At 65.0% G+C, this 21,107-nt stretch carries 17 protein-coding genes; 10 read left to right on the plus strand and 7 right to left on the minus strand.

Features of this window, described 5'->3' with window-relative positions:
* Positions 1-23: 23 nt before the first annotated feature.
* From ACVMIH_RS25295 to ACVMIH_RS25310, 4 genes are all read right to left on the minus strand, one after another.
* Positions 24-854, minus strand: a complete 831-nt coding sequence (locus ACVMIH_RS25295; RefSeq protein ID WP_057021202.1) for a helix-turn-helix domain-containing protein — start codon at positions 852-854, stop codon at positions 24-26.
* A 174-nt stretch (positions 855-1,028) separates the two neighbouring features.
* Positions 1,029-1,685, minus strand: coding sequence for a glutathione S-transferase family protein (locus ACVMIH_RS25300; protein ID WP_076834864.1), 657 nt, complete (start codon positions 1,683-1,685; stop codon positions 1,029-1,031).
* Positions 1,685-2,854 carry an acyl-CoA dehydrogenase family protein gene (locus tag ACVMIH_RS25305; RefSeq protein WP_057021200.1) on the minus strand — a complete coding sequence of 390 codons (1,170 nt, stop codon included), beginning with the start codon at positions 2,852-2,854 and terminating at the stop codon, positions 1,685-1,687. Before ACVMIH_RS25305 ends, ACVMIH_RS25300 begins: the two co-directional genes overlap by 1 nt.
* A gap of 290 nt (positions 2,855-3,144) precedes the next feature.
* Complete coding sequence (locus tag ACVMIH_RS25310; protein WP_057021199.1) at positions 3,145-4,281, minus strand: acyl-CoA dehydrogenase family protein; 1,137 nt, start codon at positions 4,279-4,281, stop codon at positions 3,145-3,147.
* Positions 4,282-4,496: 215 nt separating this feature from the next.
* Here ACVMIH_RS25310 and ACVMIH_RS25315 point away from each other — a divergent pair, with 215 nt between their 5' ends.
* A complete protein-coding gene (locus ACVMIH_RS25315; protein WP_456854515.1) occupies positions 4,497-6,038 on the plus strand; it encodes an acyl-CoA synthetase in 1,542 nt (513 codons plus the stop codon).
* A 125-nt stretch (positions 6,039-6,163) separates the two neighbouring features.
* Positions 6,164-7,384, plus strand: a complete 1,221-nt coding sequence (locus ACVMIH_RS25320) for an ABC transporter substrate-binding protein (protein ID WP_456815155.1) — start codon at positions 6,164-6,166, stop codon at positions 7,382-7,384.
* 271 nt (positions 7,385-7,655) lie between these two features.
* Here ACVMIH_RS25320 and ACVMIH_RS25325 read toward each other — a convergent pair whose 3' ends face one another.
* Complete coding sequence (locus ACVMIH_RS25325; RefSeq protein WP_456815156.1) at positions 7,656-8,420, minus strand: helix-turn-helix domain-containing protein; 765 nt, start codon at positions 8,418-8,420, stop codon at positions 7,656-7,658.
* 253 nt (positions 8,421-8,673) lie between these two features.
* Here ACVMIH_RS25325 and ACVMIH_RS25330 point away from each other — a divergent pair, with 253 nt between their 5' ends.
* From ACVMIH_RS25330 to ACVMIH_RS25340, 3 genes are all read left to right on the plus strand, one after another.
* Complete coding sequence (locus ACVMIH_RS25330; RefSeq protein WP_456856724.1) at positions 8,674-10,893, plus strand: marine proteobacterial sortase target protein; 2,220 nt, start codon at positions 8,674-8,676, stop codon at positions 10,891-10,893.
* A gap of 226 nt (positions 10,894-11,119) precedes the next feature.
* Positions 11,120-11,710, plus strand: a complete 591-nt coding sequence (locus ACVMIH_RS25335; protein WP_057021195.1) for a class GN sortase — start codon at positions 11,120-11,122, stop codon at positions 11,708-11,710.
* 170 nt (positions 11,711-11,880) lie between these two features.
* On the plus strand, positions 11,881-14,103 hold the full coding sequence (locus ACVMIH_RS25340; RefSeq protein ID WP_229191108.1) for an acetate--CoA ligase family protein: 2,223 nt from the start codon (positions 11,881-11,883) through the stop codon (positions 14,101-14,103).
* A 130-nt stretch (positions 14,104-14,233) separates the two neighbouring features.
* On the opposite strand, the gene ACVMIH_RS25345 is transcribed toward ACVMIH_RS25340, so the two are convergent.
* A complete protein-coding gene (locus ACVMIH_RS25345; protein ID WP_057021193.1) occupies positions 14,234-14,995 on the minus strand; it encodes a S1 family peptidase in 762 nt (253 codons plus the stop codon).
* A gap of 134 nt (positions 14,996-15,129) precedes the next feature.
* Between ACVMIH_RS25345 and ACVMIH_RS25350 the strand changes: the two genes are divergently transcribed.
* The 4 genes from ACVMIH_RS25350 (at position 15,130) to ACVMIH_RS25365 (ending at position 18,878) form a co-directional block, all read left to right on the plus strand.
* Positions 15,130-15,762 carry an HAD-IA family hydrolase gene (locus tag ACVMIH_RS25350; RefSeq protein WP_057021192.1) on the plus strand — a complete coding sequence of 211 codons (633 nt, stop codon included), beginning with the start codon at positions 15,130-15,132 and terminating at the stop codon, positions 15,760-15,762.
* 167 nt (positions 15,763-15,929) lie between these two features.
* Positions 15,930-16,247 carry a hypothetical protein gene (locus tag ACVMIH_RS25355; RefSeq protein ID WP_063790201.1) on the plus strand — a complete coding sequence of 106 codons (318 nt, stop codon included), beginning with the start codon at positions 15,930-15,932 and terminating at the stop codon, positions 16,245-16,247.
* A 300-nt stretch (positions 16,248-16,547) separates the two neighbouring features.
* A complete protein-coding gene (locus ACVMIH_RS25360) occupies positions 16,548-17,495 on the plus strand; it encodes an AAA family ATPase (RefSeq protein ID WP_021078095.1) in 948 nt (315 codons plus the stop codon).
* Positions 17,496-17,501: 6 nt separating this feature from the next.
* Positions 17,502-18,878, plus strand: coding sequence for a vWA domain-containing protein (locus tag ACVMIH_RS25365; RefSeq protein ID WP_057021191.1), 1,377 nt, complete (start codon positions 17,502-17,504; stop codon positions 18,876-18,878).
* Between the two features lie 14 nt (positions 18,879-18,892).
* On the opposite strand, the gene ACVMIH_RS25370 is transcribed toward ACVMIH_RS25365, so the two are convergent.
* On the minus strand, positions 18,893-19,420 hold the full coding sequence (locus ACVMIH_RS25370; RefSeq protein WP_210262845.1) for a hypothetical protein: 528 nt from the start codon (positions 19,418-19,420) through the stop codon (positions 18,893-18,895).
* 464 nt (positions 19,421-19,884) lie between these two features.
* On the opposite strand from ACVMIH_RS25370, the gene ACVMIH_RS25375 reads away from it, so the two are divergent.
* Entirely contained in the window at positions 19,885-21,105 is a 1,221-nt protein-coding gene (locus tag ACVMIH_RS25375; RefSeq protein ID WP_057021189.1) for a DUF2235 domain-containing protein, read from the plus strand.
* Positions 21,106-21,107 lie beyond the last annotated feature (2 nt).

A 21,107-nucleotide genomic window follows, 5' to 3' on the forward strand; every position in this document is an offset into this window, starting at 1 on the left:
GAAAGCCGGGACGACAGCGGAGGTTACGTCAGCGCGCGCTCGCTCGCGGTTTGCCCGGTGCGGTAGATCGCAAGGTCCCGCGAGCCGGAGAAGATCGCGCGCGGCTTCAAGCCATAGAAGCGGCGGATCGAGTGGCTGAAATGCGTGCTATCGGGATAGCCGATATCCTGCGCGAGATGCGCGAGGTTGATGTCCTGGTTGGCGAAGTGCAGCAGATGCCGCGCGCGCTTCCAGGCGCGGAAGGAGCGGAACGAAATCCCGGTCTCCTCCTTGAACAGATGCAGGAAGCGCGAGGGCGATAGCCCGGCCTCGGCGGCGCAGCCTGCCGCGGTCACCGGCTCGCCGGAGAACTGCCCGATGCGGCCGATCGCGCGCACCACACGCGGATCGAGCACGCGCTGCGGGAGCGCGTCGCCGAAGCACATGGTGTCGAACTCGGCATTCGCGATCGCATCGCGATGCTGCATCTCGGCGAGCGTCGCATAGGCGTTGCGAATGCGATTGGCGAACAGATGGGAGTCCGATCCTTGCAGACGGCGGGCGACGGCTTCGAGCGTGCCGTCGGGCACGCTTTCCGGTTCGATCGCGACGCAGATCGCCGAGCGATATTCGCTGGTGATGGTGTGGCGCAGGTTCGGCATCGTCACCGCGAGTTCGCCATGCGACTCGCGGCCTTCGCTGGTCGACAGATGCAAGCCGTCGCGGATCGCGACATAGACATGGAATGCACCGGGACAGCGCTCGCGCGGGCGTCCGAGCAGCCCGGCATAGAACACCCGTTCCGGCGTGATCAGCATCCGGTGACCGGATTGCTGGCTGGAGCTCTGGCACTTCGCGTCCACGATCGCGTCCATGGCGGTTCCTCCTCGCGCGGCTCTTTGGGCCGCTGCGGCGGAGCTACCATAACGCAAATTCGCACGCTGTCACTGCAACGAAACGTCGTCATTCCGGGGCGATGCGACAGCATCGAACCCGGAATCTCGAGATTCCGGGTCTGGTGCTAACGCACCATCCCGGAATGACGAGCGCTAACGCCGCGCCCGCGGCGCAACGCTCTGTTCCTGACCGGCTTTTTGCTCCGCCGCGACCGCGCGCTGGTAACCGTCGCGCTGCTGCAGCCGCGCCCAATAGGCCGCGACATTCGGCCCGAAATCCTTGGCGAGGCCGATATTGCTGGCGAGACGGAGCGCATAACCGTTGGCGATGTCGGCCGCGGTGAAGCGTTCCGCGCAGAGGAATTCCGACTTCGCGGCGGCGGCCTCGACCGCGCGCAGGCGGCCCAGGAACCATTTTGCATAATCGCCCGAGACCTGCGGGTTGCGCCGCTCCTCCGGCTCAAGCTGGCTGTAGCGGAGCACCAGCGTCTGCGGGAAGGTCAGCGTCGCGTCGGAAAAATACATCCAGTTCAGGAACGCGCCATAGGCCGGCTCGTCGACGCCGACGATCAGCGGCGTCGGGCCGTATTTGGTGCCGAGATAATGGCAGATGCCGGAGGACTCCGTCATCCTGGTCTCGCCATCGATCATGAACGGGATGGTGCCGAGCGGATTGATGCCGAGATATTCCTTGGCGAACACGCGCGGCGGGAACGGCAGCATCTTCAGCTCATAGGCAAGCCCGAGCTCCTCCAGCATCCACAGCGGACGGAACGAGCGCGCGGCGTCGCAGTGATAGAGCGTGATCATCAGGCGTTTCCCTTTTGCTTCAGGCCAGGCAGCGTGCCCATCATCTTGCACAATACCATGAGCATGACCTCGTCGGCGCCGCCGCCGATCGAGGTCAGGCGGCTGTCGCGATAGGCGCGGCTGACCGGCGTCTCGTTGGTGAAACCCATGCCGCCCCAATATTGCAGGCAGGCATCGGTAAGCTCGCGGCCGAGCCGGCCGGCCTTCAGCTTGGCCATGGTCGCGAGCCGCGTCACGTCCTCGCCGGCCACCAGCGCCTCGCCGGCACGATAGATCAGCGAGCGCAGCAGCTCGACCTCGGTCTGCATTTCCGCGAGCTTGAAGTGAACCACCTGATTGTCGAGGATCGAGCCGCCGAACGCCTTGCGGTTGCGAGTGTAGTCGATGGTCTCGTTGATGATGAATTCATGCGCCTTCAGGCAGGCGGCCGCACCCCACAGCCGCTCCTCCTGGAACTGGATCATCTGGTAGGTGAAGCCCTGGCCCTCCTCGCCGATCCGGTTGCGCTTCGGCACCCGGACATTGTCGAAGAAGATCTGCGCCGTATCCGACGAACGCATGCCGAGCTTGTCGAGCTTGCGCGCGATCTGCACGCCCTTTGTCTTCATGGGCACACAAATCAGCGACTTGTTGCGATGGACCGGGCCGTCGCTGGTGTTGGCGAGCAGGCAGATCCAGTCGGCCTGGGTGCCGTTGGTGATCCACATCTTGCCGCCATTGATGACGTAGTCGTCGCCGTCGGCGCGCGCACTGGTCTTGATCGAGGCGACGTCGGAGCCGGCGCCGGGCTCGGAGACGCCGATGCAGGCGACCTGATCGCCGGCAATCGCCGGGCTGAGGAATTCGCGCCGCACCTCGTCGGAGCCGAACCGCGCCAGCGCCGGCGTCGCCATGTCGGTCTGCACCCCGATCGCCATCGGCACGCCGCCGCAGGTGATGGCGCCTAGCTCCTCGGCCATCATCAGCGCGTAGGAATAATCCAGTCCCTGGCCGCCGAACTCGACCGGCTTGTTGAGGCCGAGGAAGCCAAGATCGCCGAGCTTCTTGAACAGCTCATGCGCCGGGAAGATGTCGGCCTTCTCCCATTCGTCGACATGGGGATTGATCTCGGCCGCGATGAACTTCTGTAGAGCGCGGCGCGGTTCGTCGTGGTCGGCGGTGAAGAGCATGTTCTCGAACTATCCTTTGTCATTCCGGGGCGATGCGAAGCATCGAACCCGGAATCTCGATCCATTACCTCTGGATTCCGGGTTCGCGCTGGCGCGCGCCCCGGAATGACCTTGCCTTCTCCCCTCCCCCTGAAAGGGGGAGGTCGGCACGTTCGGCTATGCCGAGCGGGTCGGGTGGGGGTCAAACTAGCAGTCCGACTCGCGGCTTGACCCCCACCCTGCCCTCCCCCTTTCAGGGGGAGGGTTCACAATCCGCCTTTTCGCCGCGACCACATCATCACCTGACGCGATCACAACCCCATCTGCCGGCTCGCGAGGTCCTTCATGATCTCCTCGGTGCCGCCGCCGATGGCGTTGACCTTGACCTCGCGGTAGATACGCTCGACCTTGACGCCGCGCATGAAGCCGGCGCCGCCGAAGATCTGCACCGCCTCGGAGGCGCAATGCGCCATGGTCTGGGTCGCCTGATTCTTCATCATGCAGATCTCGGCGACCGGGCTTTCGCCCTGGCCGAGCCGCCATGCCAGCATTTCCAGCATCGCCTGCGAGACCGCGACCTTCTGTGCCATGTCGACGATCTTGTGCCTGATCACCTGGTGCTGCGCGATCGGCTTGCCGAACGTCTTGCGCTCCTTGGCATAGGCGACCGCCTCGTCGAGGCAGACGCGCGCATAGGCGGTGCAGCTCGCCGCCATGCCCATGCGCTCGCTGTTGAAGTTCTGCATGATGATCTTGAAGCCCTGCCCTTCCTCGCCGATCAGGTTCTCGACCGGCACGCGGCATTCGTCGAAGTGAAGCGTCGCGGTATCCGACGCCCACCAGCCCATCTTCTTCAGCTTGGTGCGGGACAGGCCCGGCGTATTGCCTTCGATCAACAGCAGGCTGACGCCGCCGGGACCTTCGCCGCCGGTGCGCACCGCGACCGTCAGATAGTCGGCGCGCATGCCCGAGGTGATGAAGGTCTTCTCGCCGGAGACGACGTAGTGATCGCCGTCGCGCCGCGCCCTGGTGCGCAGGTTCGCGACATCGGAGCCGCCGCTCGGCTCGGTGATCGCGAGCGCGGAGATCTTCTTGCCGGCGAGCACCTCCGGCAGCACCCGCGCCTTGACCTCGGGTCGCGCGGCACGGGCGATCGGCGGCGAACCGATGGTGTGGCTCATCAGGCTCGAGGAGACGCCGCCGGCGCCGGCACGCGCCAGCTCCTGCGAGGCCACGATTCTCATGAACTGGTCGGCGGCGATGCCGCCATATTCTTCCGGGAAGCCGAGGCCGAGTAGCCCGATCGCGGACGCCTTGGCATAGAGCTCGCGCGGAAACTCGCCGTCCTCGTCCCATTGATGGGCATAAGGCTCGATTTCCCTGGCAACAAAGCGCCGCATCACCTCGCGAAAGGCCTCATGCTCGCCGGTGTAGAACGGGTTTGCCATCCGCGTGCTCCGTTGATTCTTCCCTCCGACGATGTCCGGATTTCTCCCGGTTCACTTGCGTCGAGTGGCTGCCATCGGTGCCGACGCCCGGTCCGGCGATTTGCCAGCCACTAAACGCAAGACAGTATCCTTATACGCCCCCTCCACTGCCAATTCATGGCATCAATTGAGCCAGGAACAGGCGGCGCAAGACTGCCGTTCCGGAGGAGGGAAATTTGCCGGTTCGTTACTACGACTGGATCGCGCATCATCGCCGGCGCACGCCGGACAAGATGGCGCTTGTCGATCTCGCCAGCGGACGCCGCTTCAGCTATGCGGAGCTCGACGCCCGCGTGTCGCGGCTCGCGGCCTGGCTGCGCGATGGGCTCAAGGTTGCCAGCGGCGACCGCGTCGCGGTGCTGGCGCTGAACACGACGGATACGCTGGAGGTGCAGTTCGCCTGCTTCCGGATCGGCGCGATCTTTCTGCCGCTCAACACCCGCCTCACCGTTCCCGAGCTGCGCTACATCACCGGCGACGCCGCGCCGAAGGTGATGATCCATGACGACGACCTCGCCGAGACCGCGCTTGCGGTGGCAAAGCTCTGCAATGTCGCTGCGACCGTGAGGCTCGGCCCGGGCGGCGCCTATGAGACCGGCATTGCGGCAGCCGCGCCGCTCGAACGGTTCGAGGAGGTCATGCTCGATGACATCTCGACCATCATGTACACCTCGGGGACGACGGGCCAGCCGAAGGGCGCGATCATCACGCATGGGATGACGTTCTGGAATTGCGTCAATCTCGGCGGCCCCGCCTACATCTCGCCGGCCTCGGTGCTGCTCACGGTGCTGCCGCTGTTCCACACCGGTGGTCTGAACTGCTATACCAACCCGGTGCTGCATGCCGGCGGCACCGTGCTGATCATGCGCGCGTTCGATCCCGGCGAGGCGCTGAAGCTGATCGACGATCCCGCGCAGGGCATCAACGTGTTCTTCGGCGTGCCCGCGATCTACCAGTTCATGGCGCAGCACCCGTCCTTCGCTACGGCGGATTTCAGCCGCCTCGTGATCGGCGGCGTCGGCGGCGCGCCGATGCCGGTGCCGCTGCTCAAGACCTGGGAGGCGCGCGGCGTCGCACTGCAGCAGGGCTACGGCATGACCGAGACCTCGCCGGCGGTGATGGTGCTCGACCGCGAGGATGCCGCGCGCAAGGCCGGCTCCTCCGGCAAGCCGGTGCTGCACACTGAGGTCCGCATCGTGCGGCCCGACGGTAGCGACGCCGCAGTCGGCGAGCTCGGCGAGCTCTGGGTCAAGGGCCCGAACATCACGCCGGGCTACTGGAACAGGCCGGACGCCAATGCCTCCTCCTTCACCGACGGCTGGCTGCACACCGGCGACGCCACGCGGATCGACGAGGAAGGCTTCTACTACATCGTCGACCGCTGGAAGGACATGTACATCTCGGGCGGCGAGAACGTCTATCCGGCCGAGGTCGAGAGCGTGCTGCATCAACTGGCCGCCGTCGCCGAAGCCGCCGTGATCGGCATCCCCGACGAGCAATGGGGCGAAGTCGGCATGGCGATCATCGCCGTGAAATCCGGCCATTCGCTGACCCCGGCCGAGGTCCACGCGCATTGCCAGGCCAATCTGGCGCGGTTCAAATGCCCGCGCCTGATCGAATTCATCGAGGTCCTGCCTCGGAACGCGACAGGCAAAATTCATAAGCCGACGCTCCGGCAGCAATTCAGCCGGCCGAAGCCAACCGATACCGCAGCGTGAGCCAGACGCGCGCCGCGCGTTCCGGGATTCGCCCCGACAAGGATTGCCCCGCTGCCGTCTGCCGGGACCGGCTGCGGGTTCGTTGCGTAAGTCCCCATCCAAGATCAATCGAGGAAATTGCCTTTATGAAAACAACAACACTGTCGCTGCTGGCAGCCGTCACGGCGCTCTGCCTGCTCTCCACCCAGGCCGCCTTTGCACAGAAGAAGTATGATACCGGCGCCTCCGACACCGAGATCAAGATCGGCAATGTCGAGGCCTATAGCGGTCCCGCCTCCGCCTACGGCGTCATCGGCAAGACCGAAGAAGCCTATTTCAAGATGATCAACGACCAGGGCGGCATCAACGGCCGCAAGATCAACTGGATCTCCTATGACGACGGCTACTCGCCGCCGAAGACCGTGGAGCAGATCCGCAAGCTGATCGAGAGCGACGAGGTCTTCCTGGTGTTCAACGCGCTGGGCACACCGACCCAGACCGCGGTGCAGAAGTATCACAACGCCAAGAAGGTGCCGCAGCTGTTCCTCGCCACCGGCGCCAGCAAGTGGAACGATCCGAAGGATTTCCCGTGGACCATGGGTTTCCAGCCGAGCTATCGCGTCGAGGCGCGGATCTTCGGCAAGTACATCCTGAAGGCCAAGCCGGATGCCAAGGTCGCGATCTTCTATGCCAATGACGATTTCGGCAAGGATTACCTGGTCGGCCTGAAGGAGATCCTCGACAAGTCGAGCGTCAAGATCGTCGCCGAAGAGAGCTACGAGACCACCGAACCGTCGATCGACTCCCACATCGTCAAGCTGAAGGACACCGGCGCCGACGTGTTCGTCAACATCTCGACGCCGAAATTCGCGGCGCAGGCGATCAAGAAGATCGCCGAGCTCAACTGGAAGCCGATGCAGGTGATGACCGACGTCTCGATCTCGATCGGCGCGGTCATGAAACCGGCCGGACTCGAGGCCTCGGAAGGCGTGCTGTCGGCCGGCTATCTGAAGGACGCGTCCGATCCGCAGTGGAAGAATGACGAGGGCATGAAGAAGTTCATGGCCTTCGCCGAGAAGTACATGCCGGGCGCCAACCTCGCCGACGCCAATCTGGTCTATGGCTACGCCGCCGCGCAGACCATGGTGCAGGTGCTGAAGCAGGCCGGCGACAACCTGACGCGTGAGAACGTGATGAAGCAGGCCGCCAGCCTGAAGGATTTTGCGCCCGACACGCTGATCCCCGGCATCAGGATCAACACCAGCGCGACCGACTTCGCACCGGTCGAGCAGCTCAAGATGATGCAGTTCAAGAACGGGCAGTGGGAGCTGTTCGGTGACATCATCAGCGCCGAGACCGGCGGCTAGCGCGACGCGCACCGCCACCAAACATCAGCCATCGCGAAGCCGCCCATCCGGGCGGCTTCGTTGCTTTTTGCGGATCGCGGGTGAAGCCGAGCGACGCGCAAGCTATCTCACCGTCACCCTGAGGAGCCGCGAAGCGGCGTCTCGAAGGGTCGACGGCCGGGCTCTCTCCCGAGTCGATGCATACGGGCCGTGCATCCTTCGAGGCTCGCCCAGCGGCGCAATCGCGCCGCAAGGCTCGCACCTCAGGATGACGGACCTAACTCTGCCGTTGTCATCCCGGCAAGAAAATCGCGAACGGCTCATCGATCGTTCGACGCAAATGCTCGCGATAGGCGGCGTAGTTCGCGTCATCCGCCGACACCCGGCCGAGGCTGGGCTTGGGCACGTTCTTCACCGGCAGGAACGCGATCGGCGCGGCGACCGGCGTCAGCAGCGAGCCGCGGCCGGCGAGCAGCGTCGTGATGATGCCGTACATCTCGCCGGAATTGCGCGGGCGCGACACCGTGATCACGCGATGCTGGCCGTGCCTGTTGGTCACGAGGTAGACGAAGCCGGATTCATTGGGCACCGCGACTTCGCCGCATTGCGTATAGTCGGCGTCCTGCCGCTCGCCCTCGCGAAAGCCGAGCGATGACGCCGCTTCGTCCCAGGCGATCTCGGTGCGATAGGCGTAGAGCGCGCCCTGCTCGCCGAACGACGGCCGCACCGTGATGTAGGTCCCTTCGATCCGCGCCACCGCGCGGCGCGAATAGGACCCGAGGCTGTCGGGTGCGATCCCGCCATTGGCGGGTGCGGCCACCGTGATCGTCTCCGGCAGCTTGCGCAAGGACACACCCAGCGCCTGCTCCAGCCGCACGGTGGTCGCAAGCGTGAACGGGCGGCGGCCGCCGAGCACCTTCTCCAGGGTCGAGAGGCTGAGCTTGGCCTGCTCGGCCAGCGTCTGCCGCGAGATGCGGCGGCGCGCGATTTCCTCGCGGATGGTCTCCGCGACCTGCTGGCTCTGCTCGGCGGATAGCTGCTTATCAGGCGTCGGCATCCAGATTCCTGCCCGGTTCCCCTTGATTCCGCGCAGTCTAGCAGACCGGACAATCCATCACCAAACCGCACAAATCCGCCTCAGCCGGCGGCGGGCCGCGCCGGACGGCGGCCAATCATTGCCGATCATTCTGCTCGCGCCAAAACCGCCGTTCTCCATGATCGCGAGGCAGCGAAAGCCTCGCTCGGGAGTGACGAAAATGACGATTTACGATGCATGTGAGAACAGCCCGCAGATCCGCCTGTCGCGCAGGATGCGCATTGCGCTGTTCTTTCTGGTGGAAGGTGTGGCCGCGCTAGTGATCGGCTTTGCGGCGCTATTCCTGAGTTTCGATCCGGTGTGGTCGGCCGAACTGCCGCAACAGGCGGTGCTGCGGCCATCGGATGCGCGCTCCGGCTCGCTGCTGTTCAAGACCGACGACGGCTATGCCGACGCGACCAGGCTCGGCATTGACGTCGACCTCGCGGTGTCGGGTCCGACGGTCCGCGCCCGCGTCACGCAGATCTTCCGCAACCCGACCAAGGACTGGGTGGAGGCGACCTATGTCTATCCGCTGCCGGCGGGCGGCGCGGTCGACATGCTGAAGATGGTGGTCGGCGACCGCGTCGTGGTCGGCGACATCAAGGAGCGGCAGCAGGCTCGCGCGATCTACGAGCAGGCCAAGCAGAATGGCCAAAAGGCCGCGCTCACCGAACAGGAGCGGCCCAACATCTTCACCAACTCCGTCGCCAATATCGGCCCCGGCGAAACCGTGCTGGTGCAGATCGAATATCAGGAGCCGGTGCAGCAGAACGGCAACGAGTTCTCGCTGCGGGTGCCGATGGTGGTCGGCCCGCGCTACAATCCGCGTCCGGTGGTGCAGAGCGTCGACCTCCGCGCCGACGGCAACGGCTGGGGCGCCACGTCAACCGATCCCGTGCCGGACCGCGACCGCATTGCCTCGCAAGTGCTCGATCCGGCGGAGAATGCGCCGGTCAATCCGACCAACATCACGGTGCGCCTCAACGCCGGCTTCCCGCTCGGCGAGGTGAAGAGCCATTTCCACCAGGTCAGGATCGAGAGCCCCGACAGCACCACGCGGCTCGTCAAGCTCGCCGAAGGCCCGGTGCCGGCCGATCGTGATTTCGAGCTCACCTGGAAGCCGGCCGCCGAGAAGGCGCCGTCGGTCGGGCTATTCCGCGAGCATGTCGGCAATTCCGACTATCTGCTCGCTTTCGTCACCCCGCCGTCGGTCGAGCAGGCGCAACAGAAGCCGTTGCCGCGCGAAGTGATCTTCGTGATCGACAATTCCGGTTCGATGGGTGGCACCTCGATCATCCAGGCCAAAGCGAGCCTGACTTACGCGCTCGGTCGCTTGCAGCCGACCGATCGCTTCAACGTGATCCGGTTCGACGACACCATGGACACGCTGTATCCGGCACCGGTCGCGGCAAACAACACCAATGTCGGCAACGCGACGGCGTTCGTCAGCGCGCTGCAGGCCCGCGGCGGCACCGAGATGGTGCCGGCGATGCGCGCAGCGCTGTCCGACACCAACCATGACGACGCCAATTACGTCCGTCAGGTCGTGTTCCTGACCGACGGCGCCATCGGCAACGAGCAGCAATTGTTCGAGACCATCAGCGCGCTGCACGGCCGCTCGCGGGTGTTCATGGTCGGCATCGGCTCGGCGCCGAACACCTATCTGATGACGCGCGCCGCCGAACTCGGCCGCGGCACCTTCACCCATATCGGCTCGGTCGAGCAGGTCGACGAGCGCATGCGCGGCCTGTTCGCCAAGCTGGAAAATCCCGCGGTGACTAGCCTCTCCGCGAAATTCTCCGAGGCGGCGGCCGACCTGACGCCGTCGGCACTGCCTGACGTCTATCGCGACGAGCCGCTGGTGCTGGCCGCCAAGCTCGACAAGCTGGCCGGCTCGGTCGAGATCAAGGGCCGTATCGGCGATCGCCCGTGGAGCGTGACGCTGCCGCTCGCGAATGCCGCTGAAGGCAAGGGCCTGTCGAAACTGTGGGCCCGGCGCAAGATCGCCGATGCCGAAGTGGCGCGCACCACGCGGCAGCAGAACCCCGAGGACGCCGACAAGACCATCCTCGCGCTGGCGCTGGAGCATCAGCTCGTCACGCGGCTGACCAGCCTTGTCGCGGTCGACAAGACGCCGAGCCGCCCGGAAGGCGAGCCGCTGAAGTTGAGCGAACTCCCGCTCAACCTGCCCGCCGGCTGGGATTTCGCGAAGCTGTTCGGCGAGCGTCCGAGTCTGCCGGCCGTCCCGGGCGAGCGGCGCGCCGACGCCGGCGACGGCAAGCTGCAGCTCGCTGCGCTGAAGCGGTCACCGGTCGCCACGCAAGGTCCCGGCACGATCCAGCTGCCGAAGACCGCGACCGATGCGGAGCTGAAGATGATCGCGGGCGTGATCCTGCTCACGGTGAGCATTCTCCTCCTGGTGTTCAACCGGCGTCAGACGTCGCCCCAATGACGTCGGATGAAAGGAGGAGGTGCCCCCCAACCTCCTCCTTCAAGAGCGCGCGCGGCGTTCCCACCCGTCCCCCAGGGGCCGCGCGCGCAACTTTTTTCCAACCCGCAATGTCATTCCGGGGCGATGCGCAGCATCGAACTATGGTGCGCGCTTGCGCGCCTGAGAATCTCGAGATTCCGGGTCTGGTCCTTCGGACCATCCCGGAATGACAGCAACAGGCGCAACAATGCCCCGCTTCATCCCACTCCTCGCCTTCGCCCTCATCGGCCTGATCCTGTTCGGCCAGGGCGCCTATATCCACGCCAAGGCGCTGCTCGCACAGGTGCTGCTGGAGCGCGCCTTCACACAAAGCATCGCGACCGGCCAGCCGGTGAGGCCGTGGAGCTGGGCCGATACCTGGCCAGTGGCGCGGATCGAGGTGAAGCGTCTGCACGCCTCCGCGATCGTGCTTGCCGGCAGCAGCGGCCAGGCGCTGGCGTTCGGCCCCGGCCATGTCGAACAGACAGTCGATGCCGGCGAGCGGGGCGTGGCGGTCTATTCCGCTCACCGCGATACGCATTTTCACTTTCTCAGGGATGTCACAATCGGTGACGAGATCGACGTCACGCGCAGCGACGGCAAGATGTTTCGCTATCGGGCCGATCGCAGTTCGGTGGTCCGCTTCGATCAATCGGGGATCGATCCGCTCACCGACCGTCGTGAACTGGTGCTGTCGACCTGCTGGCCGTTCGATGCGCTGACATCGGGGCCCGAGCGTTATCTGTTGCACGCGACTTTGGTCGAAACGGATTCGCGCCCGCGTGGATCGGGTTCCTGATACGCAATCAATTTTGCGCCTGCCGGGATATTGCGCGCGGTGCCCTGACCTGCGCCGGCATGAGTTGCTACCCCCTTTCCCTCGCCATAAAAACAATGAAAAATCGCGCGCCTCACGGTGATCCGCCGTGGCCAGAGGAAACAAAGACAACAAGGATAAGGGCAGGCTCCATGGAAGCTTTCGCAAGCACCGCGTCTCATGTGTCCCACGAATGGGCGCCGCCCGCTGACGCCAGTGATATCGTCAAGAGCATCCACGCGATGCTGCATCCGCGCAACATCGTGCTGGTCGGTGCCACCGACAAGCCCGGCAATTACGCCGAACGGATCTGGAACAATCTGGTTAAATACGGATATGCCGGCGGCCTCTATCCGATCAACGCCAAGCGCGAAGCGATCTGGGGCGTCACCTGCTACAAGGACTTCGCTAGCCTTCCCGAAAAACCCGACCATGTGCTGGTGCTGGTGCCGGCCCGGTTTGCGGTGCAGGTGATCCGCGATGCGGCGGCGGCCGGCGCGCGCTCGGCGACCATCGTCACCTCCGGCTTCAGCGAATTGCAGGATGAAGAGAGCCAGCGCCTCGCGGTCGAGCTGAAGCAGGCGATCAAGGAGACCGGGCTTGCGGTCACCGGTCCGAATTGCCTCGGCAATCTCAGCGCCGGCGAGAACCTGTTCACCAATATCGACGACCGCATCGTCACCATGGAGCAGGGCGCGGTGGCGATCGCCGGCCAATCCGGCGCGATCGTGATGGCGATCCGCCAGGCGCTGGAGGATCGTGGGGTCGGCGTCGGCTACATGGTCACGACCGGCAATGAATCCGGCCTCGAGACCCCGGACCTGATGAGCTATTTCGCCGCCGATCCGAGCATCCGTGTCATCGTGGTCTATCTCGAAGGCGTCAGGAATACGAAGGTATTCCGCGATGCCTGCAAGGCCGCGCGCGCCGCCGGCAAGCCGGTGATCGCGCTCAAGCTCGGCGCCTCCGAAGGCGGCCGCGCGGCGGCGATGGCGCATACCGGCGCGCTCGCCGGCTCGATCGAGACCTTCGATGCGATCTCGACCCGCGAAGGCGTGATCCGGGTGCGTGGGCTGGATGAACTGATCGAAACCACCGAGTGCTTCGTCCATGCCGATCCGCCGAAGGGCAACCGCCTCGCGGCGGTGTCGCTGTCGGGCGGCAAGCGCGGGCTCCTGATCGACGCGTTCTATTCCGCCGGGCTGAACTTCGCGCCGCTGAGTCCGAACGCCTCGGAGCAGCTGGCGAAGATGCTTGGCCCCGGCAGCATCGTCGGCAATCCGCTCGACGCCGGCTTCGCGGCGGTGGTCGATCCCTCCGTCTACATGAAGTCGATCAAGATCATGATCGACGATCCCGACACCGATATCGTCATCATCGATGCCGAGCTGCCGAAGGCGCCGCACGAGCTGCGCGAGCGCAATCTGCGCATCGTCAACGAGATGGCGGGCCAGGCCAACAAGCCGGTGATCTATATCAGCGCGATGTCGATCGGCTTCACCGAATTCACCAAGGGGCTGCGCAAGTCGCTGCCCGATATCGCGGTCATGCAGGGCCTTGACCGCGCGGTCGGCGCGATCAAGTCGCTGATCGAATATGCCGGCCTGCGCAAGGAAGTGCCCGATATCGCGTCGAGCTCGACGGCATCTGCGCGCGCGGTGCTGGAGAAGACGCTGAAGGCCGCCAACGGCGCCGCCGCGCTCGACGAGGTTGCCTCGAAGAAGCTGCTCAAGGCCTATGGCATCCCGATCTCGAAGGAAGAGGTCGCGCAGACCGCGGCGGAGGCCGTGAAGATCGCCAAGCAAATCGGCTTCCCGGTGGTCGCCAAGGTGGTCAGCCCCGACATCCTGCACAAATCCGATATCGGCGGCGTGGTGCTGAACCTTGCCAATGCGGCCGAGGTGAAGAAAGCCTTCAACGACATCACCGCGCGGGTGAAGAAGCTGAAGGGCAAGCCGAAGCTCGAGGGCATCCTGATTGCGCAGCAGGTCAAGGCCGACCTCGAGCTCGTGGTCGGCGCCTCGCTCGACGCCGAGATGGGCCCCGTCGTGCTGTTCGGCACCGGCGGCGTCGACATCGAGCTGATGAAGGACGTCGCGCTCGCCGGCGCGCCGCTCGACGCCGCCGAGGCGAAGGAGCTGATCGCCAGGACCAAGGCCGGGGTCAAGATGAAGGGCTATCGCGGCAAGCCCGCGCTGCACGAGCCGTCGGCAGTGAAGGCGCTGGTCGGGCTCTCCAACCTGATGGCCGACGCCAATGGCCGCATTGCCTCGATCGACGTCAACCCGTTCCTGATCAACAGCAAGCTCGGCGTCGCCGTCGACGGCCTGATCGTGCTGAACAACGCCGCCGCGAACAAGGCCGCGGGGCATTAGGGTTCATCGCAAATTCATCACCGTCATCCCCGCGCAAAGGCTTCGCCTTTGTCGCTGGAGGTGCGAGCGAAGCGAGCCTCAGGATGACGGAACTGCGAGTGTGCGGTCTGTCCGAAGCATGCATCTTGGGCTAAAAGCTCGCGCCCCATTGCCGCGCGGTCTGCATCACCCAGTCGCGATAGAGTGTCAGCGGCGTCACGCCGGTGATGCCGCCGCAGCCGGCGGCGCCGTTCGGTCCCGTCGACCAACTCACCACGCCGACGATTGCGGGACCGCCCTGCTTGTCCTCGAACACCGGCGCGCCGGAATCGCCGGTGCAGGCCCCGAGCCCGTCGCGCACGCCCTGCCCGACCGGATCGACGAGACGGATCTGCAACGTGCCCGGCTTGCCGCTCGCGATCAGGCCGGCGACGCGGGTGGCGCCGCCGCTCTTGCCGTCACCACGCACGGTGACGCCGACGCCCGCGATGGTGAAGCGGCCGCCGACCTGGATCGGAATGTTTGGCATGCCGAGCGCGGCCGGCGCCTTGCCTGCGGCCGGCGCCGCGAGCTGCAGCAGCGCGACATCGGCGGTCGCGACATGATTGGTCATCGCCTGCATCCGAAAGCCGGGATGGATCGCAACCGTCCTGACGTCCTGCAGCTTCGGCTGCCTGTCCGCGCCATATTCGACAATCTTGTAATCGGCACCGGGCTGCACGCAATGCGCCGCGGTCAGCACGACCTTCGGCGCGATCAGCGCACCGGTGCAGAAATTGCCGCGCGAGCCGACGATCGTGACGACGGAGCGCGCAACGCCATCCGTCGACGGCGCGCCGCCGCCGACGATGGCGAAAGCCGGAGGGCAGACCAGCGACACGAGAACGGCGAGGATCAGGCGGGATGTCTTCATCGGCGAAGCAATAGCCCGCTCCGCGCGGGTCGCCAAGCACCGAACGAGCACCGAACAAGCGCCGGATCGGGCTGGTCCCGGTCTGCGATCCGTGTTAGCCGCTCCTCAAGCAACGCATCATTGGGCAGGAAAGCATGATCGAGGCAGTGATCTGGGATTTCGGCGGCGTGTTGACCACCTCGCCGTTCGAGGCGTTCGCGCGCTATGAGACCGAGCGCGGCCTGCCGATCGACATCATCCGCCGCACCAACGCCGCCAATCATCTCGAGAACGCCTGGGCCAAGTTCGAGCGCGCCGAGATCGATATCGACGCGTTCGACGCGCTGTTCGCCACGGAATCGAAGGCGCTCGGCGCCGAGGTGCGCGGCAAGGACGTGCTGCCGCTGCTCTCCGGCGACCTGCGCCCCGAGATGGTCGAGGCGCTGAAGCGCATCAAGGCGAAATTCAAGGCCGGCTGCATCACCAACAACCTGCCGGCGAACGCGATCGGCAGCCGCAGCGGACGCACGCTCTACGTCGCCGAGGTGATGGCGCTGTTCGATCACGTCATCGAGTCCGCGAAGATCGGCCTGCGCAAGCCCGACCCACGGATCTACCAGATGATGGTGGAGACGCTGCAGGTGAACCCGAAGAACTGCGTCTATCTCGACGATCTCGGCGTCAATTTGAAGCCGGCGCGCGAGATGGGCATGACCACGATCAAGGTCGCGAATGCCGCGCAGGCGATCGGCGAGCTTGAAGCCGCGACCGGCCTCACGCTGAGGTGAAGCGGGCTACGCGCCTGTTCATGCCGCATTCACGCGGCGGCTTCTAATTGTCGGCCTCCCCCCGGGTCACGGCGCGATCGCATCGTGACCCCTTTCCTGGTCTGAGCATGACGTTCCGGAAAACCGACGTCCACTTCTCCGGATCATGCCTCGCGGAGGCACTTCCCATGAAACGTCTTGTCGTCGCCCTTGTCTCCGCTGGTTCGCTGCTGATCCCGGTCGCAGCGCTCGCGCAGACAACATCAGCCCCCACAACAGCGCCGGTGGCAGCTCCCGCGCAACAGAGCGCGTCGACAGCGGCGCCCGTGCCCGGCGCGAAGCGCGCGGCCTGCCAGAGCGCGGCGAAGGCGCTGAAGGGTCAGGAGCGGCACGACCAGATGCAGCTCTGCATGGCGCAGGCGCGGCTCGACTGCCTGAAGCAGGCCATCGACCAAAAGATCACGGGCCCGCAGCGCAAGGATTTCGTGAAGAGCTGCGCGGGTTGACGGTAGCCGGGCTACGAGATTCTTCTCCTTCCCCCTGAAAGGGGGAAGGTCGGGATGGGGGTCAGCCGCAGACGCCGGCGTTGATGGAGAGAGTAGATCCCCACCCGCTTTGCTCTGGCGAGCAAAGCGACCTCCCCTTTTCAAGGGGAGGTTCGAACTACACGCTAACAAGCGTAGCCCGTATTGCGCTTGGCGGAATACCCCGGAACCATGCGCTATGCGGGCCAAACGAGCCTTGTGCTTTGTCCGCAACGGGCGCAGAACAGGTCCGAGTTCAAGGCAAATTCGGAGCTGATCCTCGTGGCTGACACCAGGCCCACCGCCTCGATCGAGGCCGTGGAAAGCGGCCTCGCCGCGCAAGGCTATATTGCGAGCCGGCAGATCGCGACCGCGGTCTATCTGTCGCAGCAGATCGAGAAGCCGATCCTGGTCGAGGGCCCTGCCGGCGTCGGCAAGACCGAGCTGGCGAAGGCGATCGCCGCATGGCGCGGCATGAAGATGATCCGCCTGCAATGCTATGAGGGCCTCGACGAGGCCAAGGCGCTGTATGAGTGGAAATACGCCAAGCAGCTGCTCTACACCCAGATCCTGAAGGACAAGCTCGGCGAGGTGCTCGGCGGCGCACAGTCGCTGGCGGCTGCGCTCGACCAGCTCCACACCTTCGGCGATGTGTTCTTCTCCAAGGAATTCGTCGAGCCGCGGCCGCTGTTGCAGGCGCTGGAGCAGCCGGCCGGCTGCGTGCTCCTGATTGACGAAATCGACAAGTCGGATGCCGAATTCGAATCGCTGCTGCTGGAAATCCTCTCGGACTTCCAGGTCACGATCCCCGAGCTCGGGACCGTCTCCGCAGTGGCGCCGCCGACCGTGATCCTGACCTCGAACAGCGAGCGCGATCTTGGCGATGCCTTGAAGCGGCGTTGTCTGCATCTGCACATCGGCTTCCCCGAACAGAAGCTGGAGGAGCGCATCGTCGAGAGCCGGGTGCCCGGCATCTCGCAGACGCTGCGCAAGCAGATGGTCGGCTTCATCCACGAGATCCGCTCGCTCGACCTGAAGAAGCTGCCCTCGGTCAGCGAGGCGATCGACTGGGCGCGCGTGCTGGTGCTGCTGCAGGCCAGCGAGCTCGACCACGAGATCGTCAAGGACACGCTCAACGTGCTCCTGAAATACGAGGCCGATATCGAGGCCGCGACACCGCAGATTTCGTCCTTCATCGCCAAGGCGTCGCGCCAGGGCGTGTTCAGCTAAACCAAGATGCGCGAGAACCTGCATCGCTTCTTTCGTGCGGCGCGGGGAGCCGGGGTCCGGGTCTCGCCCGCCGAAAGCATCGATGCGATGCGGGCGGTCGCCCAGGTCGGCTTTGCCGATCGCGACATCCTGCGCGACACCTTCCTGCTGACGCTGGCCAAGACCCAGGACGAGAAGCGCGCGCTCGGCGAATGCTTCGACCTGTTCTTCAGCCAGCCCGAGCCGCAGCAGGAGAACGCCGAGCAGAGCAAGACCGACGACGGCAGCGAATCCGGTGCCAACCCATCGGCCGACGAGCATGGCGATGCGTCGGGCGGCGCCGCCAGCGAGAACGTCGGGCCGCTGGCGCAGATGCTGCTGTCGCAGGATCGCTCCGCGATATCGAGCGCGATCGCCAACGCCTCCGGCGCCGCCTCGCTGCCGGATATCCGCTACTTCACCCAGCGCGGCATCTTCCAGACCCGCATCCTCGATGCGATGGGGATCCAGCGCCTGCGCGACGACATCGACGACCAGACCACGCGCAATCCCGCGCTCGCCGAACGGCTGCAGGAGGCGCTCAACGGCTTGCGCGGCACCGTTCGCGATGCGGTCTCGCAGGCCCTGCTGCTCTACGGGCGCGAGGAAGCGGAGAATCTGCGCAACGAGATCCTGCGCAACGCGCCGCTGGCGCGGATCGAGCCGCGGCAGGTCGAGCAGATGCGCGCGCTGATCCGCCAGATCGCGCGCCGGCTGCGCGAGCGCTATTCCAAGCCGCGCAAGCGCCAGCGCCGCGGTCATCTCGACGTCCGCCGCACGCTACGCCGCAACGCAGCCTGGGGCGGCGTCCCCTTCCTCACAGCGTGGAAGCGCAAGCATCGCGACCGGCCGAAGATCGTCGCGCTATGCGACGTCTCGGGCTCGGTCGCCCGCGTCTCGGACTTCTTCCTGCTCCTGATCCACAGCCTGCACGAAGTGGTGGACGACGTCCGCTCGTTCGCCTTCTCGGGCCACCTGATCGAGGTCAGCGACATCCTGGAATCGAAATCGCCGGAAGAGGCGATGAAGGAGATCATGTCCAAGGTCGGCTTCGGCTCATCCGACTATGGCAATTCCTTCGCCGATTTCGAGGACAATTGGATGAGCGCGATCACGCCGCAGACCACGGTGATCGTGCTCGGCGACGCCCGCAGCAACAACCTCGATCCGCGCGCCGACATCCTGCGCCGGATCGGCGAGCGCTCCAAACGGCTGGTCTGGCTCAATCCCGAGGGCCGCATGGTCTGGGGTTTTGGCGATTCCGAGATGCCGCGCTACGCGACCTTCTGCAGCGTGTTGCGGCAGTGCGCGACCGCGCAGCAGCTCGAGCGTGCCGTGTCGGATATCGTCGCGACCTATCAATAGGCCGCCCGCCGCACTTAGATGGCAAGCGACTCGCCGTGGAACAGCCACCCGACGAACGCAGCCAATGTCAGAGCGATCGAGGCGAAGATGCCGACCAGCTTGATCGTCGTGATCGCCTTCAGGATCGAGACAGACCGCGCCGCCGCATGCGGGTCGCCGTGCAGCAGCAGCCATACCAGGAGACAATCCTCGATCAGGTCGCTGAGCAGGTACACCGCCGGCACGACCAGGCCGAGCCACGCAGCGGACGGGTAGATCCGGCTGAGCCAGTGCGATGACGCCGCCCCCATCGCACCCGCCAGCGCCAGCATGACGATCAGGTCGAGCGGAAACAGGATCGGAAAGACATATTTCATCCGCAGATCGGACTGCACCAGCTCGCCGAGCTGGTCGCCGGTGTAGCTCAGCGTCTTCTCCGGAAAGCGGGTGCGGAACCTGCTTGCGAACACGCGATCGGAATAGCTGCCGACCCACCAGAACAGCCCGAACGCCACCACCACAAGTCCCAAGAGAATGGCCGTCACGAGAGCTTGAGGGCTCATGCCGACCTGTTCCTGTTACTGCTGAGGAAGCTGCGGGAAGCCGCAGGAAAGATGATCGCGTGCACCGCGGAGTCCCTGAAAGGGAGAAAATGTCGACGCATATGGCAATGATCGACGAGCAGATTTCCATCTTTTCCGAAGTGTTGCAATTGAATTTTGAGAGCGCCATTGGCGGCTGGCCCAAAGCATCGCGAACGCAATTGGGTCTCTCACGGACACTCCGTCACGGCCGGGCATCGGCGAGCTGAAGCGATGCCGTCCTTGGCGCAGCTTTGGCCGGCTGTGGCGAGATTGAATTCGAAAGCCAACGGCAGGCAACGCCGGCGCGCATCGCGCTTCGCTACCCGGCACCACCGGCGGTCACGCCGCCGCCACAGAACCGTCTTCAATTGGAGATTGAATTTTCACCGCATTCTGCCGTACATAGAGGCTGCGAATTTTCACGGCGGCCGCGAGGGCAACGGATGCCGAAGGATATTGTGATTTGCTGCGACGGCACCGGCAACGAGATCGGTGACAATATTTCCAACGTGCTGAAGCTGTTCCGCGTCGCCGACAAGAATGACCGGCAGCGAATCTACTATCATCCCGGCCTCGGCACCATCGGCCTGCAAAACGCCTGGGGCCGCTTCAAGCAGCAGATGCGCGGCTTGTTCGGGCTGGCCTTCGGCGCCGGTCTCGACCAGGACACGCTCGGCGCCTACCTGTTCCTGTGCCGAACCTGGGAGCCCGGTGACCGGGTCTGGATGTTCGGCTTCAGCCGCGGTGCCTACACGGTGCGCGTGCTCGCGGCCTTCGTCCATGTGATGGGCCTGCTGCCCGTCGACCAGCTCGACCTCGCGAGCTACGCCTTCGGCACCTACAAGAAAGCCAGCTCCGACGCCCAGAAGTCCGACGGCTCGTTCGACTATGCTCCGTTGAAGGAGGCCTGGCATTTCAGCCAGATTGCCGGCGGCCGCAACATCGATATCGAGTTCGTCGGGGTCTGGGACACCGTGGCCTCGATCATCGTGCCGCGACAGGACAATTTCCTGTTCGACTTGCAGACGCTGCTGTTCACCCGCACCAATTCCAGCGTCAAACGGTTCCGCCAGGCGATCTCGATCGACGAGCGCAGGCGCATGTTCCGACTCAATCGCTGGATCGAGCCGCAGAAATTTCGCTCGGATCCATTCGATCCGGCAACGGAGGTGGAGCAGGACATCCGCCAGGTCTGGTTTGCCGGCGTGCACTCCGACGTCGGCGGCGGCTATCCGGAAGACCAGAGCGGGCCGTCGAAGTTTCCGCTGATCTGGATGCTCGAGCAGGCCAAGGCAGCCGGGCTGCACATGGATCAGGCGCTGATCGATCATCTCGCCTGGGGGATGCCGTTGCCGCCGCACAAGCACGAATATGTGCCGCCGAGCGCGACCGCTCCGCTGCACAACTCGCTGACCGCCGCCTGGGAAATCCTGGAATGGATTCCGAAGAGCGACAAATGGAAGGAATGGTCGGAGCGGAAATCCTTCCTCGGCTTCTATCTGCCGCGCGGCGAGCCGCGGCCGATTGCGGACGGCGCGACCATCCATGCCTCGGTGTTGGAGCGCATGGAGAAGGATCCGGCCTACAAGCCGATCAATATGCCGATGACCTACAACGTCGAGCCGATGACGCCGCCCCCGGCTCCCCCTGCTGCAACGGCTTGACC

The organism is Bradyrhizobium sp. USDA 4503, assembly GCF_054055815.1.

Bases quoted from the DNA above. Each gene is read 5' to 3' on its own strand.
- ACVMIH_RS25295 (WP_057021202.1), bottom strand. From the start codon at position 854: ATGGACGCGATCGTGGACGCGAAGTGCCAGAGCTCCAGCCAGCAATCC.
- ACVMIH_RS25300 (WP_076834864.1), bottom strand. From the start codon at position 1,685: ATGATCACGCTCTATCACTGCGACGCCGCGCGCTCGTTCCGTCCGCTG.
- ACVMIH_RS25305 (WP_057021200.1), bottom strand. From the start codon at position 2,854: ATGCTCTTCACCGCCGACCACGACGAACCGCGCCGCGCTCTACAGAAG.
- ACVMIH_RS25310 (WP_057021199.1), bottom strand. From the start codon at position 4,281: ATGGCAAACCCGTTCTACACCGGCGAGCATGAGGCCTTTCGCGAGGTG.
- ACVMIH_RS25320 (WP_456815155.1), top strand. From the start codon at position 6,164: ATGAAAACAACAACACTGTCGCTGCTGGCAGCCGTCACGGCGCTCTGC.
- ACVMIH_RS25325 (WP_456815156.1), bottom strand. From the start codon at position 8,420: ATGCCGACGCCTGATAAGCAGCTATCCGCCGAGCAGAGCCAGCAGGTC.
- ACVMIH_RS25330 (WP_456856724.1), top strand. From the start codon at position 8,674: ATGCGCATTGCGCTGTTCTTTCTGGTGGAAGGTGTGGCCGCGCTAGTG.
- ACVMIH_RS25335 (WP_057021195.1), top strand. From the start codon at position 11,120: ATGCCCCGCTTCATCCCACTCCTCGCCTTCGCCCTCATCGGCCTGATC.
- ACVMIH_RS25340 (WP_229191108.1), top strand. From the start codon at position 11,881: ATGGAAGCTTTCGCAAGCACCGCGTCTCATGTGTCCCACGAATGGGCG.
- ACVMIH_RS25345 (WP_057021193.1), bottom strand. From the start codon at position 14,995: ATGAAGACATCCCGCCTGATCCTCGCCGTTCTCGTGTCGCTGGTCTGC.
- ACVMIH_RS25350 (WP_057021192.1), top strand. From the start codon at position 15,130: ATGATCGAGGCAGTGATCTGGGATTTCGGCGGCGTGTTGACCACCTCG.
- ACVMIH_RS25355 (WP_063790201.1), top strand. From the start codon at position 15,930: ATGAAACGTCTTGTCGTCGCCCTTGTCTCCGCTGGTTCGCTGCTGATC.
- ACVMIH_RS25365 (WP_057021191.1), top strand. From the start codon at position 17,502: ATGCGCGAGAACCTGCATCGCTTCTTTCGTGCGGCGCGGGGAGCCGGG.
- ACVMIH_RS25370 (WP_210262845.1), bottom strand. From the start codon at position 19,420: ATGAGCCCTCAAGCTCTCGTGACGGCCATTCTCTTGGGACTTGTGGTG.
- ACVMIH_RS25375 (WP_057021189.1), top strand. From the start codon at position 19,885: ATGCCGAAGGATATTGTGATTTGCTGCGACGGCACCGGCAACGAGATC.